This window comes from Bacillus sp. SRL337, assembly GCF_984799155.1.
In genome coordinates, this window is record NZ_OZ481793.1 from 264,279 (window position 1) to 280,000 (window position 15,722).

Consider the following 15,722-nt stretch of genomic DNA (forward strand, 5'->3'; position numbering starts at 1 on the left):
GAAACTAAAATGTGCCTGCAATCGTATACAATGAAGGAAAGGATTGGATTGGAGGCAAAACAATGGTGAACGAACCGAGCACTAGAATATCGAAAAAAGCGCTCCCCGTGTGGAGGTGGTCCGGGCTGATCCATTCAGCTGGGGTGATCCTTCTTGCGATCGCGGCGTTTGTTCTTGCAATTATTTTTGAATGGCCGCTATGGATACCGGTGACGGCAGTTGTCCTGGCAGCCATCTATACATACTTTTTTGCTGTGTTATTTCCGAATATACGATGGAAGCGATGGCGTTATGAAGTAAGAGAGCAGGAGATCGAGCTTCAGCGGGGAGTCTTCTTTGTAAAAAGGACACTTGTGCCGATGGTCAGGGTCCAACATGTGGATACAGTACAGGGACCGCTTCTACGGAAATACGATTTAGCGACCATTACGATATCGACGGCGGCGACTACTCATGAAATCCCGGCGCTTGATATGCATGAAGCGGATGAATTGCGTAATTCCATCTCAGCTCTGGCGAGGGTGGCTGAAGATGATATCTGAAAAAAAGAAGCTCCATCCTATTTCAGCAGTGGCAAACTTTTTAAAGCAATTAAAAGAACTTATTATCCCATTTATCTTTCTGGTGTTTCTAAACAGAGGGGAGAGTGTGGAAGGATTCCTGGAATGGCTTCCGTTTATCATTGGGGGAGCAATCATGATCTTTCTGCTCGCCTCAGGAATCATCAAGTGGCTTCGGTTCTCCTTTTGGCTTGAGGATGGAGAGCTGAGGATTGAATACGGACTGTTTGTAAAGAAAAAAAGGTACATTCCTTTTGATCGAATCCAAAGCCTGAATTTGACGGAAGGAATCCTGCAGCGGCCGTTCGGGCTTGTCAAAGTGAAGGTGGAAACGGCCGGCTCTTCTGATTCCAAGCAGGCTGAAGCGGAACTGACGGCCATCAGCAAGGAGGAAGCTCAAGACCTTCAGAGAATCATTAATGAAGCCAAAACGGGAAAACGGACTAAAGGGGCTGAAGAAGATCAGGCTGTTTCCGGGGACACAAGCGAAATCGTGTTCAAGATGAACTTTAAGGACCTGCTGCTGATGGCTACGACTTCGGGAGGGGCAGGGGTGGTCATATCGGGCGTATTATTCTTCCTGTCACAGTTTGATGAACTCATCCCGTATGAAGCCGTATTTAATGAATTGGAAGAAATCGTCCGAAGCGGGATTGTGTTCGTGAGTATAGTGGTCATCCTTGGCCTGCTGGCGGCATGGATTTTAGCCATCATCGGAACGCTGCTTGTCTATGCTGACTTCACTGTCAGGAAGCAGGGAGAAGACTTGATTATCACGAGGGGGCTCCTGGAGAAGAAGCAAATGACAGTTCCTTTGAATCGGATCCAGGGAGTGAGGATTTCGGAAAACATCCTGAGGCAGCCATTGGGATATGCGGCAGTCCAGATAGAAAGTGCGGGTGGGTCGGTGCTGGAAAAGGAAAGCAGCACGATCAAAATCCTCCCCATGATCAAAAAACAAAAAATTGCTGCTATCATAAAGGATATTCTTCCTGAATACACGGTTTCTGTTGATTTTAAGCCGGTACCCCAAAGGTCTCTGAGGCGGTATCTCTTCAGGGAAAGCCTGCTCGTCACAGCAGTCGCTGCCGGTTTGTCCCTTGCCTTTTGGCCAATCGGGCTATGGTCAATGCTCCTTTATGTACCATTCTGGCTGTTCGGCTATTCAAAGTTCCGCAGTGCAGGCTGGAGTATTCAAGGCAATCAGCTGGGATTACGATACCGCATGCTTCAGAAGCATACGTTATTAATGAAAAAACACCGGATTCAATCCCTGGAAACAGAACAGAATTTCTTTCAGGTGAAGCGGGAGCTGGCTAACCTCAGGGCGACAGTGAAATCCGGAGAAACGGGAGCGGCTGGTAAAATCATCGACCTTGATGATAAGATTATAAAAAGCATTTATGAATGGTACTATCCTGAGAAGCAGGGTGTTTGAACAGACTGTGGCTGGTCGGGAATAAGACGGTATATGGTGCTCCGCCCATTGGGAAGCGGTAGATATCTAACGATGGAGATTCAAAAATGAAATCCCTGTACAACCAGAAAGCTTAATAAAGGACGAAAAAACAAACGGCATACACGGGGATAACTCCCTATTGTGCATGCCGTTTGTTTAATAGCGTGTTTTCTTAACCATCATTGGAAGCAGCAGCCAGGAAATGAGGATGCCCGCAAGCAGTCCGAATAGATGAGCTGTAATATTAATATTGGACTGAAAGAAAGTCATGACCAAACCAATCACGACAATAGGAATGACCACTTGCTTGTTTTGGGTGGAAATCAACTGTTTGTGAAACAGGGCCATACCGACATAAATGCCGAATAAACCGAAGATGGCTCCCGATGCACCTACATGATTGTAGGTGAGCGGTTTTAAAAGGTATGTGGCAATGTTGGCGCTGATGCCGCAGATGAGATAAATGGCAGTGAATTTTATCTTACCCAGCATCCTTTCGAGAGCCGGGGCAAAAAGGATGAGTGAAAACGAGTTGAATAGCAGGTGGGCAAATCCCAAGTGGACAAATATTGGAGTGATGAGCCTCCACCATTCACCATTGAATATATAGAGATTGATTCCGGCAAAATGTTCATAGACCCATATCTCTGGAAGGAACGGAACCAGCGTGACGCTGAATAGCAGCAGATGAATGAATACAATAATGGAGACAATGGGATAAAGGCGGATAAATTGAGAAAAGCTTTCGGTGCGGACAAACATTTTCTACATGACCTCCTATAATAGCGGTGTGTCCGGATAAAAGGTAATCCATACTTCTACCATTCTACCTGTATATACGCGAAGTGTGTAGCGGGAAATATGGTACTATCAGATTGGGATATCTTGTACTAATACTATGTAAACATAGACAGAAATAGAATGAGGAGGATTTAAATGATCAAAGGAATCGGCCTTGATATTGTAGAGATTGACAGAATTGCCGAGCTTGCAGCAAGGCAGCCGAAGTTTATCAGGAGGATCCTGACCGGTACTGAAATTGAGCAGTACATTTCTTTAAACGGTGCCCGGAGATATGAATTCCTCGCAGGCAGGTTTGCGGCGAAGGAGGCATTTGCTAAAGCGAGGGGAACGGGTATCGGGTCGGAGCTTTCTTTTGTCGATATTGAAATCAGGAAAGACTCATCCGGTAAGCCGTATATTTTCTCGCCTGTTGAAAAAGGTGTCCACCTTTCCATTACACACAGCAGGGATTTTGCGGCTGCGCAGGTAATTATAGAAGATATGGGGTAGAATGAGGATCGTATTTAGCTGCTTCTTCAAGGGCACGAACCAGGGAAAAGCGGTTTAAATCTGTCTGGAACCATGATTTCAAGGACACCGGACCAGCAAAAGACGACAAACAGACTTGAAAAGGGCTGGCCAAGGACATCAACCATGTATGCAGCCCTAAAAATATCTTGAAAGACCAACCCCAAAAAATCAGCAAGAACACAGCCATTACACGCAATTCAACCAGACAAACGATCCGATTAATTTTTCCGGGCTTGTCATCTTTCCTAGCATAAACCTCAAGGTTGTCTCATATATTCATAGTGCAATAGGAGAGACAAGACCAACCGGCAGCAGGATTGCTGTTCTTTACAGGTATTCGGACGGCGGATGTTGAGCGGGCTTGGATTGGAGAACGGTTCATTCGTGCCGGCTGGTTTTCCCCTCTCTCTAATACGTTAACTGAGATAAAAGGGGTTGAAAGGATGAAGAAGAAGTTAGTTGTGTTGGCTGCGGCAATGTTGGCAATATTGATGCTTGCTGCCTGCGGAGCGAAGTCTCAAGAAGATGTTTTAAAGGATTTGTCTGCCAAAGCGGAAGATATGAAGGGATATAAAGCGAAAGCAAAGATGACTCTTCAAGTCGGGGATGAACCGCAAACGTATGAGGTGGATATTTGGCATAATGATCCCAATTACTACAGGGTGAACTTATCAAATCCTGCAAAAGAGCAAAGCCAGATGATCTTGCGGAATGAGGAAGGAGTTTTTGTTTTGACGCCTGCGTTGAACAAGAGCTTCAAATTTGAAAGTGACTGGCCGAATAACAGCAGCCAGGCTTACCTTTTTGAGTCGCTTGTGGAAGATATAAAGGCTGATAAGGAAGCAAAATTCACGGAGACTGATAAACACTTTGTATTTGAAACAGCCACGAGGTATCAGAACAACCAAATGCTGCCCTCCCAGGAAATCAGCTTCAACAAAAAAGATTTGACGCCCGTTTCTGTAAAAGTGATGGATGCAGATAGAAATGCGCTTGTAACCGTTGAATTCTCAGAAATGGATACCAAAGCGAAATTTGATAAGAATGACTTTGACATGAAGAAGAACATGACAGGCGCCCAGCTTGAAATGCCTGTAACCGCAAGTGTGGACGACAGTGAGTTCACTGTAACCTATCCTCTTGCAGCAGCTGAAAAAGGAGCAGAGCTTGTAGAGGAAAAAGAAGTGAAGACAGATGATGGGAAACGGGTTGTCCTTACGTACGATGGTGAAAAGTCCTTCACACTCGTTCAAGAAAAATCAACCGTCGTTCCTGCTGTGACCGTCTCCACAACTGTTAACGGAAATATCCAGGACCTTGGCTTTACCATTGCAGCAATGACAGACCGCACCATTACATGGACATATGATGGAGTCGACTATATGCTGGCATCCAACGACCTGACTCCGGATGAAATGACCGAAATTGCCCGCTCAGTCCAAGGGTCAATGGTGAAATAAACCCTTTATCAAGGAGCTGCTCTGTATGGGCGGCTCCTATTTATGCTGCTGTTAGATAATTCTGGTGAAGGTTTGGTATAATTTTATAAGAAGAGTGGAGAACCCTCCGGCAAGTGCCAGCTGTTCAAAAGATTGAGAATCTGGCGGTTTTCGGAGGAGATAGAGAATATAAGGTTTGACAGAAGACAGCCCGAAGGCAATAATCGATTATTATCTGTTCTCGATTATTTCAGAAACTCTTTGGTTAAACTTAGTCGCCATCTAATGAAAATTTTAAAAATTTCGCTATAATTAATCCAGGTAATCTTGGAGAGAAAGAAAAAAGCCGCTCTCCGTGTTTGGGGAGGAACCCCCTGGTTTTCAGAGGGAAATCCGGGTTTTGCGGCGTTTCCGAACGTAAATCTATACGAAGATAGCCTTTTAGAAAGAGGAAGTGAACCCATTTTGATTACTCAAACCCGATTCTTCAGGGATACCTGGGTAGAAATCAATCTCGATCATTTATATAAAAATGTTCATAATATCAAGCGGCATCTACCCGAAGGCATCACGATGTTTGCAGTCGTGAAGGCCAATGCATACGGCCACGGAGACGTCCAGACTGCACGCACTGCCCTGAAAGCTGGAGCCGGCGGCCTGGCTGTGGCATTTCTTGATGAAGCCATCTCCCTCAGAGAAAATGGGATCACTGCACCGATTCTGGTGCTTGGCGCTACACGGGCAGAAGATGCCTTCCTTGCTGTAGATCATGATATCTCACTGACAGTATTTGATCATGCCTGGCTTGAATCAGCAAAGGGATTCCTTGAGAAGGAAGAAGGAAGACTGAACCTCCATATCAAGTGTGACACAGGGATGGGCCGGATCGGAGTCCGGAATCCACATGACCTTCGGAAAGTAGAGAGCTTCATCCGCAATGAGGATAAGTTCTGCTTCGAAGGGATCTTCACGCATTTTGCCACAGCGGACGAGCTCGATACGGCATATTTTGAACAGCAATTGAAAGCATTCGACGAAATGGTCTCCAGTTTATCAGAACGTCCCCGCTATATTCACAGTTCCAACAGCGCAGCCACGCTTTCCCATCCGGAATCACATTTCAATGCGGTTAGGGCAGGGATTGCAATGTACGGTCTCTCGCCTTCAGTTGAAATGAAGAGCATACTCCCGTTTCCGTTGGAACAGGTATTCTCCCTTCACTCCAGAGTGGTTCAGGTGAAGGAACTGCAGGCGGGAGAAAAGGTCAGCTATGGGGCGACATATGAAACGAAAAGGAATGAATGGATCGGCACGCTGCCGATTGGTTATGCCGATGGCTGGTTAAGAAGGCTGCAAGGGCAGGAGGTTTTGGTGGAAGGGAAGCGTGCCCCGATTGTCGGGAGGATTTGCATGGATCAATGTATGATCAGCCTGCCGGGAGAGGTCAAACCGGGGACGAAGGTGACCTTGATTGGAGCACAAGGCGGCGACTTCATCTCGATGGATGAAATTGCCGGACATCTCGATACCATCAACTATGAGATCCCCTGTATCATATCGAACAGGGTGCCAAGGATTTATATCAAGGACGGGGAACCAGTTGAAGTGTCCAATCAGCTGCTGGCTACCAGCGGGTTTTATAAAAAATGAAAACCGCACAGCATAGAATGGGAAATTATAAATACATTAGGTAAAAGATGCATAATTCCCCAGTGAATAAGCCGATAATAGAGGAGGATTTTATTTTAGTCTTTTATCTTGCGTTAATTGATGGTATGATAGGTATGGTAGTAAACGAAACGGTATATAGTGATTGGTGGAGGTGTGGTTTGTGTCTGAATCCAGCACAACAACAGAAATCTTAATTCGCTTACCGCAACAGCTCGTTACAGAATTAGACGGCTTTGCAGAACAGGAAAACGTAAATCGCAATGAGTATATCTATCGTGCGACTAAAATGTATCTTCGTGAACGTAAGAAGCGCCAAATCCGTGAAACAATGAGACGTGGATATATGGAAATGGCAAAGATCAATCTTGCTATCGCTTCCGAAGCCATTCAGGCAGAATATGAGGCGGAACATACAGTCGAACGTTTAGTGAGTGGAGGCTAATCCTTTGATTGTCAAGCGTGGTGACGTCTATTTTGCGGACCTTTCCCCAGTAGTCGGATCCGAGCAGGGAGGCGTAAGGCCTGTTCTTGTCATACAGAACGATATCGGCAATCGGTTCAGTCCCACAGTGATCGTGGCTGCCATCACAGCCCAGATACAAAAAGCAAAATTGCCTACTCATGTTGAGATTGATGCAAAGCGCTATGGCTTTGAAAGAGATTCCGTTATCTTGCTCGAACAGATTCGAACCATCGATAAACAGCGTTTAACGGATAAGATTACGCATTTAGATGATGAAATGATGGAGAAAGTGGATGATGCCCTTCAAATCAGTGTGGGCCTCATACAGTTTTGACAAAAGAACGCTCTTTGATTTAGGGCGTTCTTTTTTTATATTTAGAAGGCATGGTTTAACGGGCCGGCGGTATTTAGTTATGCCAGCCGGCCTTTTTGTTTATTGCGATTCTGCCGGTGTATTCAAGTGGCTGGATAAAGCGGCTTGTCTATTGTAAAGTGGATTATATGACAAATAATCAAAAACTACTTATAATATAAGGGAGATTAGCCGGAAGTACAGATACTTGACCAAAAAGGTTTGTTTTCATATGTTCGGAACCGATGACCGTTTTAGAGGGTACAGTCTATATTTTTACATTATTTTAAATCGACGTTACAACTGGCACTTCTTAGAGGGAACAGAAAATCTTTATGATAAAATGGGGAGGACTAGATGTTTAACGACCTAATAGGAACAATCAAAGAAAATAAGACAGAATTTGTCTCAAAATGGATGGAGATAATGAAAGACGAATCAGATGATATCGTAACTGAAGTCGTATCTGACCAAGTCTTTATTAAAACAAGCCATGAGTTTGTTGATCTGCTTGTGTCGAATCTAGAAGACTCTAATGAATACTCTGCCAGGCTTGATGAATTTGCGGAAAGGGTTGTCCGTCTGGGATGGCCGCTGACCTTCGTAACATCGGGACTCCGCATGTTTGGCAGGATTGTCTATGACTATCTATCTGAAAGCGGAAAGATTACTAATGACAATCACAGACAGGCTGTTGAGGACTTTGACAAGTGGCTGTCGCCCATGTACAACGAAATTGTACATGCCTATGCGAAGACATGGGAAAAAACGGTTTCTCTGCAAAAGATCGCCCTTCAGGAACTGTCTGCCCCATTGATACCTGTATTCGAAAAAATTTCTGTCATGCCGCTTGTCGGCACGATTGATACTGAGCGGGCCAGACTGATTATGGAGAACCTGCTGACTGGTGTCGTGAAACACAGAGCCGAAGTAGTATTGATTGATATTACCGGGGTGCCGGTAGTGGATACAATGGTTGCCCACCATATCATACAGGCATCGGAGGCTGTCAGGCTTGTTGGCGCCCAATGCATGCTTGTGGGAATCAGGCCGGAGATAGCCCAGACCATCGTAAATCTTGGAATTGACTTAAATCAGTTCAGTACCAACAGTACATTAAGAAAGGGTATTGAAAAAGCCCTGGAAATGACGAATAGAAAAATTGTGGCAACGGAGGGAACAGTGTGAGAATACCAATACTAAAGCTGCATGATTGTCTGTTAATATCCATCCAATGGGAATTAGATGACCAAACGGCACTTCAGTTCCAGGAAGACCTGCTCCATAAGATTCATGAGACAAGCGCTAAGGGTGTGGTAATCGACATTACTTCAATCGATTTCATCGACTCTTTTATCGCTAAGGTGCTCGGTGACGTTATCAATATGTCCAGGCTTATGGGGGCAAAAGTTGTCATTACAGGAATACAGCCGGCTGTTGCCATCACTCTTATCGAACTTGGCATTCACCTGGATGATGTTTTGACGGCTTTGGATCTAGAAAAAGGTTTGGAGAAATTACAACAGGAATTGGGGGACTAGTGAATGGAAATCCAATCCTGCGTTAAGATTACTAATGAGTGGGATATCGTTGCAGCCCGACAGCTGGGGCGTAATGTAGCGAAGGATTTGGGATTTGGCACAGTCGACCAAGCCCGGATAACCACTGCAATCTCTGAACTGGCGAGAAATATATACCTGTATGCCGGACAGGGACAGATATGTATAGAGAAATTAAGCGAGAACGGAAAGAACGGTGTTCGCATAATCGCTTTGGATGAAGGACCGGGAATTAAGGATATCCGAAAAGTGATGGAAGATGGCTTCTCGACTTCTGGTGGCCTGGGTGCCGGACTGCCGGGTGTAAAGCGATTGATGGATGAATTCAATGTGGAGTCTACCCCGGGAGAAGGTACAGATATAAGAGCTACAAAGTGGCTCCGCTAGGGGGAGAGACATGGACTTTAGAGAATTGATGGATGTCAAATATAAAGAGATCATCGAGAACTATTTGAAAGAGCAGGATGAACAGGCGCTGTATCTAGGCCAAAAGTTCAGCCGGAAATCAATTGAGCATAATATTTCACCCGAAGAAATCATCAGTCTCCATAAGAGCATCATGCTTGAAATGGAACCTGGATTGTCTGGGAGGGTGCTTGATTCTTTTGATATATTACTAGAGGTGATGATTGGCTACGGGTTTGCCTATCGTGAGCATCAAAGCCTGCGCTCGAAGCAGCAGGAATTGAATAATGAGATTGAAATCGCTTCGAACATGCAGCAGACCCTGCTCGGTACTACGGTACCCGAGGTCGAGGCGCTGGATGTCGGGGCGATCAGCGTCCCTGCCAGGAGGATGAACGGCGACTACTATCACTTTGTCCAGGATGACAATGATTATATAAGTGTGGCCATAGCCGATGTAATTGGGAAGGGGATACCCGCCGCGCTTTGTATGTCTATGATCAAATATGCAATGGACAGCCTTCCTGAACACCGCCATTATCCTAGTGCTGTATTGGAAAGCCTTAACAGAGTCGTGGAGATGAACGTAGATCCAAGCATGTTCATTACAATGTTCTACGGCATGTATGATCCATACAAACATACTTTTAACTATTCTTCTGCCGGTCACGAACCTGGCTTCTTTTACAATTATGAAAGCAGGGGGTTTGAAGACCTTGATGCAAAGGGTCTCCTGCTGGGCGTTGATAAAAGGGCGAAGTACAGACAGTATGAACGTCAGGTCAACGTCGGCGACTTAATCATCCTTCTTTCTGATGGTGTGACAGAATGCAGGACCGAAGAAGGGTTTATCGAAAGGGAGGACTTGATCGGATATATTGAAAAATACATCCATCTGCCTGCCCAGGATATCGTGAACAGTGTATATAAAGAACTGGAAAGGCTTCAGCATTTCCAGCTACGGGATGACTTCACCCTCATTATTTTAAAAAGAATTTGTTGATCAATGTTTATTATCCCGAATACAGGGTAAACAAATATAGCAATGGATTTGTAGAAGAGGTGAAAATTGATGAATTTGACGATAGATTTGAATGAAAACGATAAATTGATCGATGTGAAAGTGAACGGTGAAATTGATGCCTATACGGCTCCTAAATTAAAAGATGCCCTTTCTTCTTCAGCTGAAGAAGAAAATGTTGTTATGAATGTTGATTTATCCGAGGTTTCCTATATGGACAGTACAGGCTTAGGGGTTTTTGTAGGATTATTCAAAACCATTAAAGCAAACGGTGGCCAGCTTTATTTAACCGGTTTATCAGAACGCTTAAAACGCCTGTTTGATATCACAGGACTTGGAGATATTATGAATATTAATTCCGAGGTAAAAGGTGGCGTAGAATAATGCAAGATTTTGACTACATCGAGATGAAAATTCCTGCTAAACCAGAATTCGTGGGTGTCATAAGGCTGACACTGTCCGGAATTGCGAGCAGAATGGGGTTCGCCTATGATGCGATTGAAGATTTAAAGATAGCTGCAAGCGAAGCTATTACGAATGCGGTGCAGCATGCTTATAAGGATGATACCGGAGAGATTATTGTCGGATTCGCTTTATATAAAGAGCGCTTGGAAGTTATGGTAGCGGATAATGGCGAAAGCTTTGATTTCAAAAAGACTCGTGAAGAAGTGGGTCCATATGATGCGGAAAACTCTGTGGAATTCCTCAGGGAAGGCGGACTAGGGCTATACCTTATTGAAAGTCTGATGGATGAGGTGAAGGTCCACCATCAAGAGGGTGTAACAGTCTTCATGACTAAGTTCCTCGAAGGAGAGCAGGTGGAGAAGGATGCCGAGACTATCTCAACCTAACCAAACAAAAGAAAAAGTAAAAGAATGGATAAAAGCATATCAAGAGGAAAATGATGAGGAAGCTCAGAGTAATCTCGTCCTTCATTATGAAAATCTTGTAATATCCATAGCGCGCAAATATTCAAAAGGGAAATCTTTTCACGAGGACATTGTGCAGGTAGGTATGATTGGTCTGTTAGGTGCCATCCGCCGTTATGATGATTCCTTCGGAAAGACATTTGAAGCATTTGCAATCCCTACAATCGTAGGCGAAATCAAACGTTTCCTTCGTGACAAGACATGGAGTGTACACGTGCCTCGAAGAATTAAAGAGTTAGGGCCCAAAATTAAATCGACGGTCGAAGAGCTTACCAATACATTGGAACGCTCGCCAAAAGTCGATGAGATTGCGGATTTTCTTGAAGTAACGGAAGAAGAAGTCCTGGAAGCAATGGAGATGGGAAAAAGTTATCAGGCATTATCTGTCGACCACTCTATTGAAGCTGATTCCGAAGGCAGTACAGTCACGCTTCTTGATATTGTCGGAAGTGTCGACGATGGATATGAACGAATCAACCAGAAACTTGTCCTGGAGAAAGTACTCCATGTTTTATCAGAGAGAGAAAGGCTCATCATTCAATATACTTATTTGGATAATCTCAGCCAAAAAGACGCCGGAGAGAAATTGGGAATATCTCAGATGCACGTTTCCAGGCTCCAAAGGCGGGCAATCAAAAAGCTGAAGGAAGCTATAGATGCAGAAATGAGAAATTCGGAGCGTTATCCTGAATGACTCATTTAGTACAAGACCAGATTGAGGTTTATGCCAAGCAAGTTTCAAAGGGGAAGAATCCTTATTGTGGAGACAGTTTCTTTTTTACATCCACCAAAGACTATTTCATCTGCATACTCGCAGACGGTTTAGGCAGCGGGAAGTTTGCCTACGAGTCTTCGAATGCAGTAGTGGAATTGGTAGAGAAGCACCACCATGAAGATGTTTCAACACTGATGAATCACTGTAATCAAGAACTGATGCATAAAAGAGGCGCAGCTGTTGCGATCATGAAGGTCTATTATAACAGTAATGAATTTGAATACAGTTGTGTTGGCAATATCCGCTTCTACCTTTATTCTTCGGTAGGGAAGATGATGTACCCTCTGCCGGTAACTGGATACCTTTCCGGCAGACCCCAGAAATATCGAACGCAAAGATTTACCTACGAACCCCAATCTAAATTCTTACTGCACTCAGATGGATTGAACATCACCAATATTAAATCCCTGCTACAAAATAGTAATTCCTTAAGAAAAATCAATGATGAAATCAGCTTGCGTCTGGCAGAGCCCATAGACGATACGACTTTTATAGTAGGAAGCTTACTCTGATGTCGAGTAGGCTTTTTCTTTTTGACTAAAAACGCGGAAGTGGCAGTCAAGCGGGAATGCTTTATGATTAAACAGTATATATAGCATAGGCTATGGTAAACTTGGTAGGTAAAGAAATAATTGGAGGGATACAGCAGTGACATTCGTACTGGAAAAACCAAATCTCATCGAAAAGATTTCTAAAGATCTTTCAATTAATAGTAAACAGATAAAAAGTGTCATATCCCTGCTGGAAGAAGGAAACACCGTTCCATTTATTGCCCGGTACCGGAAAGAGCAGACCGGTGCTTTGGATGAGGTGCAAATCAGGGCGGTGATGGATGCATGGAACTATATCCAAAACCTGCATAACCGAAAGGAAGAAGTTCTTCGTTTGATCGAGGAGCAAGGGAAGCTTAGCGGTGAACTGAAAAGAGATATCGAGAAAGCGGATAAACTTCAGGTCATTGAAGATCTTTATCGTCCTTACAAGCAAAAGCGCAGAACAAAAGCAACTGTCGCAAAGGAGAAAGGACTTGAGCCTTTGGCACATTGGATGCTCTCATTTCCGGCAGCAGGCAGCCTGCAATCTGAAGCAGAGAAATATATTTCCGAAGCAAAGGAAGTTTTTTCGGCAGAAGAGGCAATTCAAGGGGCGAAAGATATTATTGCGGAGAGTGTTTCCGATGATGCGAAATACAGGGAATGGATCCGTAACGACACATTTAAAACAGGAATACTAGCCACCTCTGTTAAAAAAGAAGCTGAAGACGATAAGAATGTTTTTGAAATGTATTACGATTATAGTGAGCCAGTGAGCAAAATTGTTCCCCATCGAGTTCTTGCTGTAAACAGGGGGGAGAAGGAAGGTGTCCTGAAGGTATCTATCAACCCTGATACCGACAGAATTCATAACTTCCTTGTCAAAAACGTCATTAAAAAGGAATCAATTGCATCCCCAACCATTGAAGAGGCCATTGAGGACAGTTATAAAAGGTTGATACAACCCTCCATTGAGAGGGAAATACGGAACACATTGACTGAAACGGCGGAAGATCGTGCGATCCATATTTTTACAGAGAATCTACGCAAGCTTCTCCTTCAACCGCCGCTAAAAGGGAAGATGGTACTTGGAGTCGATCCTGCGTATCGTACCGGATGTAAGCTGGCGGTAGTCGACCAGACAGGGAAGGTACTGGATATCAATGTAATCTATCCTCACCCGCCTAAGGCTAAAAAAGAAGCTGCAGCCGAAGCCTTTAAAAAGACCCTGCAAAAATTTGATATCGAAATCGTTGCAATTGGAAATGGAACTGCCTCTAGGGAAACCGAGCAGTTCGTAGTGGACAATCTTAAGGAAGTGGGCGGAGAAACTTCTTATATTATTGTTAATGAAGCAGGAGCCAGTGTGTATTCTGCATCTGACATAGCAAGAGAAGAGTTCCCTGACCTGCAGGTAGAGGAAAGGAGCGCAGTGTCCATAGCGCGCAGGCTGCAGGACCCTCTTGCAGAATTGGTGAAAATCGATCCGAAGTCTGTAGGGGTAGGCCAATATCAGCATGATGTGTCACAGAAAAAGCTGAATGAATCCCTCACATTTGTAGTTGAAACGGTTGTTAATCAGGTGGGTGTTAACGTCAATACGGCGTCTGCATCACTTCTGCAATATGTAGCCGGTTTATCCAAAACGGTGGCCAATAATATTGTGAAGAAAAGGGAAGAAGAGGGAAGGATCACTTCCAGAAAACAATTGAAGAAAATCCCTCGTCTCGGAGCAAAGACCTATGAGCAATGTATCGGTTTTCTGAGAATTATCGACGGCGAAGAAGTGTTGGACAGAACGCCAATCCACCCTGAAAACTATGATGAAGTCAGAAAGCTCTTAAAGAAGCTGGATTTAGATGAATGTTCTCTTGGTACGGAAGAACTGAGAAAGAAAGTGGAAAGCATTCATCTTGAAGAGATGTCAGCTGAGCTTGGCATCGGTAAATTGACACTGAAGGATATCCTCGATGCCCTTGTACGTCCTGGCCGTGACCCGCGGGATGAATTGTCAGCCCCGCTGCTTAAGAAGGATGTTCTGAAGCTGGAAGACCTTCAGCCGGGCATGGAACTGCAGGGAACAGTCAGAAATGTGGTCGATTTCGGGGCGTTCGTAGATATTGGCGTGAAACAAGACGGCCTTGTCCACATTTCGAAATTGCGCAAAGGGTTTGTAAAGCACCCTCTGGAGGTTGTATCTGTAGGGGATGTAGTAACAGTATGGGTAGAGACTGCTGATGTAAAAAAAGGAAGAGTCTCCTTATCCATGGTAAAAGAATAAGGAAAGAGGAAACACTGCTTATCATGAGCAGTGTTTTTTTCTATAGAAGTACCAGCACTGATTAAGAAGTTTGATCTGGTACCGGTCTTTTTCAAAGTAGGCTTTCCGCATTTGGCTGACGAGCCAGTTAGGCATAACCAGACCTCCTTTAATTTGATCGTTAAATTAGTGAACCTGGCTTAGTTCAGGCATGATTAAATGATGGCTGAGTAATTTTTGCTCATTTCCGCCTGGAGCAGGCAAAACGCAAGAGCAATGTATTTGCTCGGGCGTTTCGCTTGCTCCAGGCAACCTTTCAGCTGTGCTGAAAGGCGAGTGAACTTTGTTCACGCGAATGAGCAGAAAACCAGAGTGATTTGTTTAAGAATAATGATATATAGGCATTAGAAAATCTTACTTAAATATATGCTATAATAGTTTGTCAGGTTCACCGAAAGGGGTTAAGTTCATATGGAAAACAGTGAGTTGCAGGAGCTGGTTGAAGATATATCAACACGGCATTTCGGCAAACCTTTCAGGCACACAGCTTTTTTCAACAAAAGACTGCGGACGACAGGCGGGCGGTATATGCTGCGTTCACATAATATTGAACTAAATAGTAAGTATTTAGAAGAACATGGGATGGGTGAGCTTGTCGGCATCATAAAACATGAGCTTTGCCATTACCATTTGCATATAGAAGGAAAAGGATACAAGCATAGGGATAAGGATTTCAGGGACTTGATGACAAAAGTTGAAGCGCCAAGACACTGCAGCCCGCTGCAATCCCAAGCGAAGAAAGAACAAAAAGTTCTGCTGTATATGTGTACGGGGTGCAGCCTTTCCTACAGAAGAAGACGAAGAATAAACACAGAACGGTATGTCTGCGGGAAGTGCAGAGGAAGATTGAAATTAGAGAATGTCAGCACCGACTAACTTTCAAAAAAAACCCGTTGACATCTATAATTCATGTGGTTATAAT

General features: G+C 44.2%; 19 protein-coding genes. 17 read left to right on the forward strand and 2 right to left on the reverse strand.

From position 1 onward, the window contains the following. Positions 1-62: 62 nt before the first annotated feature. Together AC4E8A_RS01365 and AC4E8A_RS01370 are read left to right on the forward strand one after the other, a co-directional pair. Positions 63-542, forward strand: coding sequence for a PH domain-containing protein (locus tag AC4E8A_RS01365; protein ID WP_490196393.1), 480 nt, complete (start codon positions 63-65; stop codon positions 540-542). Further along, entirely contained in the window at positions 532-1,998 is a 1,467-nt protein-coding gene (locus tag AC4E8A_RS01370) for a PH domain-containing protein (protein ID WP_490196394.1), read from the forward strand. The genes AC4E8A_RS01365 and AC4E8A_RS01370 overlap by 11 nt, the downstream gene beginning before the upstream one ends. A 177-nt stretch (positions 1,999-2,175) precedes the next feature. On the opposite strand, the gene AC4E8A_RS01375 is transcribed toward AC4E8A_RS01370, so the two are convergent. Beyond that, entirely contained in the window at positions 2,176-2,781 is a 606-nt protein-coding gene (locus AC4E8A_RS01375) for a rhomboid family intramembrane serine protease (protein ID WP_490196395.1), read from the reverse strand. Between the two features lie 174 nt (positions 2,782-2,955). Here AC4E8A_RS01375 and acpS point away from each other — a divergent pair, with 174 nt between their 5' ends. From acpS to AC4E8A_RS01445, 14 genes are all read left to right on the forward strand, one after another. Next, positions 2,956-3,312, forward strand: a complete 357-nt coding sequence (acpS, locus tag AC4E8A_RS01380; protein WP_490196396.1) for a holo-ACP synthase — start codon at positions 2,956-2,958, stop codon at positions 3,310-3,312. Positions 3,313-3,776: 464 nt separating this feature from the next. Further along, positions 3,777-4,793, forward strand: coding sequence for a LolA family protein (locus AC4E8A_RS01385; protein ID WP_490196397.1), 1,017 nt, complete (start codon positions 3,777-3,779; stop codon positions 4,791-4,793). A 444-nt stretch (positions 4,794-5,237) separates the two neighbouring features. Further along, entirely contained in the window at positions 5,238-6,422 is a 1,185-nt protein-coding gene (gene alr, locus AC4E8A_RS01390; RefSeq protein ID WP_490196398.1) for an alanine racemase, read from the forward strand. Positions 6,423-6,603: 181 nt separating this feature from the next. After that, the gene (locus tag AC4E8A_RS01395) at positions 6,604-6,885 is read left to right on the forward strand and encodes a CopG family ribbon-helix-helix protein (protein WP_006838213.1); all 282 of its coding nucleotides are present in this window, start codon (positions 6,604-6,606) and stop codon (positions 6,883-6,885) included. 4 nt (positions 6,886-6,889) lie between these two features. Continuing rightward, positions 6,890-7,240 carry a type II toxin-antitoxin system endoribonuclease NdoA gene (gene ndoA, locus AC4E8A_RS01400; protein WP_006838214.1) on the forward strand — a complete coding sequence of 117 codons (351 nt, stop codon included), beginning with the start codon at positions 6,890-6,892 and terminating at the stop codon, positions 7,238-7,240. 375 nt (positions 7,241-7,615) lie between these two features. After that, on the forward strand, positions 7,616-8,446 hold the full coding sequence (locus tag AC4E8A_RS01405; RefSeq protein ID WP_490196399.1) for an RsbT co-antagonist protein RsbRA: 831 nt from the start codon (positions 7,616-7,618) through the stop codon (positions 8,444-8,446). Then, complete coding sequence (locus AC4E8A_RS01410) at positions 8,443-8,799, forward strand: STAS domain-containing protein (protein ID WP_119547305.1); 357 nt, start codon at positions 8,443-8,445, stop codon at positions 8,797-8,799. Before AC4E8A_RS01405 ends, AC4E8A_RS01410 begins: the two co-directional genes overlap by 4 nt. Positions 8,800-8,802: 3 nt before the next feature. Then, positions 8,803-9,204, forward strand: a complete 402-nt coding sequence (locus AC4E8A_RS01415; RefSeq protein WP_119547306.1) for an anti-sigma regulatory factor — start codon at positions 8,803-8,805, stop codon at positions 9,202-9,204. A gap of 10 nt (positions 9,205-9,214) precedes the next feature. Continuing rightward, positions 9,215-10,225, forward strand: coding sequence for a PP2C family protein-serine/threonine phosphatase (locus AC4E8A_RS01420; protein ID WP_490196400.1), 1,011 nt, complete (start codon positions 9,215-9,217; stop codon positions 10,223-10,225). 69 nt (positions 10,226-10,294) lie between these two features. Continuing rightward, the gene (locus AC4E8A_RS01425; protein WP_490196401.1) at positions 10,295-10,627 is read left to right on the forward strand and encodes an anti-sigma factor antagonist; all 333 of its coding nucleotides are present in this window, start codon (positions 10,295-10,297) and stop codon (positions 10,625-10,627) included. After that, a complete protein-coding gene (gene rsbW, locus AC4E8A_RS01430) occupies positions 10,627-11,094 on the forward strand; it encodes an anti-sigma B factor RsbW (protein ID WP_490196402.1) in 468 nt (155 codons plus the stop codon). The genes AC4E8A_RS01425 and rsbW overlap by 1 nt, the downstream gene beginning before the upstream one ends. Beyond that, on the forward strand, positions 11,072-11,866 hold the full coding sequence (sigB, locus tag AC4E8A_RS01435; protein ID WP_490196403.1) for an RNA polymerase sigma factor SigB: 795 nt from the start codon (positions 11,072-11,074) through the stop codon (positions 11,864-11,866). Before rsbW ends, sigB begins: the two co-directional genes overlap by 23 nt. Next, a complete protein-coding gene (locus tag AC4E8A_RS01440) occupies positions 11,863-12,459 on the forward strand; it encodes a PP2C family serine/threonine-protein phosphatase (RefSeq protein ID WP_490196404.1) in 597 nt (198 codons plus the stop codon). The genes sigB and AC4E8A_RS01440 overlap by 4 nt, the downstream gene beginning before the upstream one ends. Positions 12,460-12,595: 136 nt before the next feature. Next, the gene (locus AC4E8A_RS01445; protein WP_490196405.1) at positions 12,596-14,761 is read left to right on the forward strand and encodes a Tex family protein; all 2,166 of its coding nucleotides are present in this window, start codon (positions 12,596-12,598) and stop codon (positions 14,759-14,761) included. Between the two features lie 21 nt (positions 14,762-14,782). Here AC4E8A_RS01445 and cmpA read toward each other — a convergent pair whose 3' ends face one another. Further along, positions 14,783-14,896 (reverse strand): cortex morphogenetic protein CmpA, encoded by a 114-nt coding sequence (cmpA, locus tag AC4E8A_RS01450; protein ID WP_006838640.1) that lies wholly within the window; start codon positions 14,894-14,896, stop codon positions 14,783-14,785. A 315-nt stretch (positions 14,897-15,211) separates the two neighbouring features. Between cmpA and AC4E8A_RS01455 the strand changes: the two genes are divergently transcribed. Beyond that, positions 15,212-15,676, forward strand: a complete 465-nt coding sequence (locus AC4E8A_RS01455) for a SprT family protein (RefSeq protein WP_490196406.1) — start codon at positions 15,212-15,214, stop codon at positions 15,674-15,676. Positions 15,677-15,722: the final 46 nt, after the last annotated feature.

Coding starts and splice junctions, on each gene's coding strand:
- AC4E8A_RS01385 (WP_490196397.1), top strand. CDS start 3,777: ATGAAGAAGAAGTTAGTTGTGTTGGCTGCGGCAATGTTGGCAATATTG.
- AC4E8A_RS01455 (WP_490196406.1), top strand. CDS start 15,212: ATGGAAAACAGTGAGTTGCAGGAGCTGGTTGAAGATATATCAACACGG.
- rsbW (WP_490196402.1), top strand. CDS start 10,627: ATGCAAGATTTTGACTACATCGAGATGAAAATTCCTGCTAAACCAGAA.
- AC4E8A_RS01370 (WP_490196394.1), top strand. CDS start 532: ATGATATCTGAAAAAAAGAAGCTCCATCCTATTTCAGCAGTGGCAAAC.
- sigB (WP_490196403.1), top strand. CDS start 11,072: ATGCCGAGACTATCTCAACCTAACCAAACAAAAGAAAAAGTAAAAGAA.
- AC4E8A_RS01425 (WP_490196401.1), top strand. CDS start 10,295: ATGAATTTGACGATAGATTTGAATGAAAACGATAAATTGATCGATGTG.
- acpS (WP_490196396.1), top strand. CDS start 2,956: ATGATCAAAGGAATCGGCCTTGATATTGTAGAGATTGACAGAATTGCC.
- AC4E8A_RS01405 (WP_490196399.1), top strand. CDS start 7,616: ATGTTTAACGACCTAATAGGAACAATCAAAGAAAATAAGACAGAATTT.
- AC4E8A_RS01415 (WP_119547306.1), top strand. CDS start 8,803: ATGGAAATCCAATCCTGCGTTAAGATTACTAATGAGTGGGATATCGTT.
- AC4E8A_RS01440 (WP_490196404.1), top strand. CDS start 11,863: ATGACTCATTTAGTACAAGACCAGATTGAGGTTTATGCCAAGCAAGTT.
- cmpA (WP_006838640.1), bottom strand. CDS start 14,896: ATGCCTAACTGGCTCGTCAGCCAAATGCGGAAAGCCTACTTTGAAAAA.
- AC4E8A_RS01420 (WP_490196400.1), top strand. CDS start 9,215: ATGGACTTTAGAGAATTGATGGATGTCAAATATAAAGAGATCATCGAG.
- AC4E8A_RS01375 (WP_490196395.1), bottom strand. CDS start 2,781: ATGTTTGTCCGCACCGAAAGCTTTTCTCAATTTATCCGCCTTTATCCC.
- AC4E8A_RS01365 (WP_490196393.1), top strand. CDS start 63: ATGGTGAACGAACCGAGCACTAGAATATCGAAAAAAGCGCTCCCCGTG.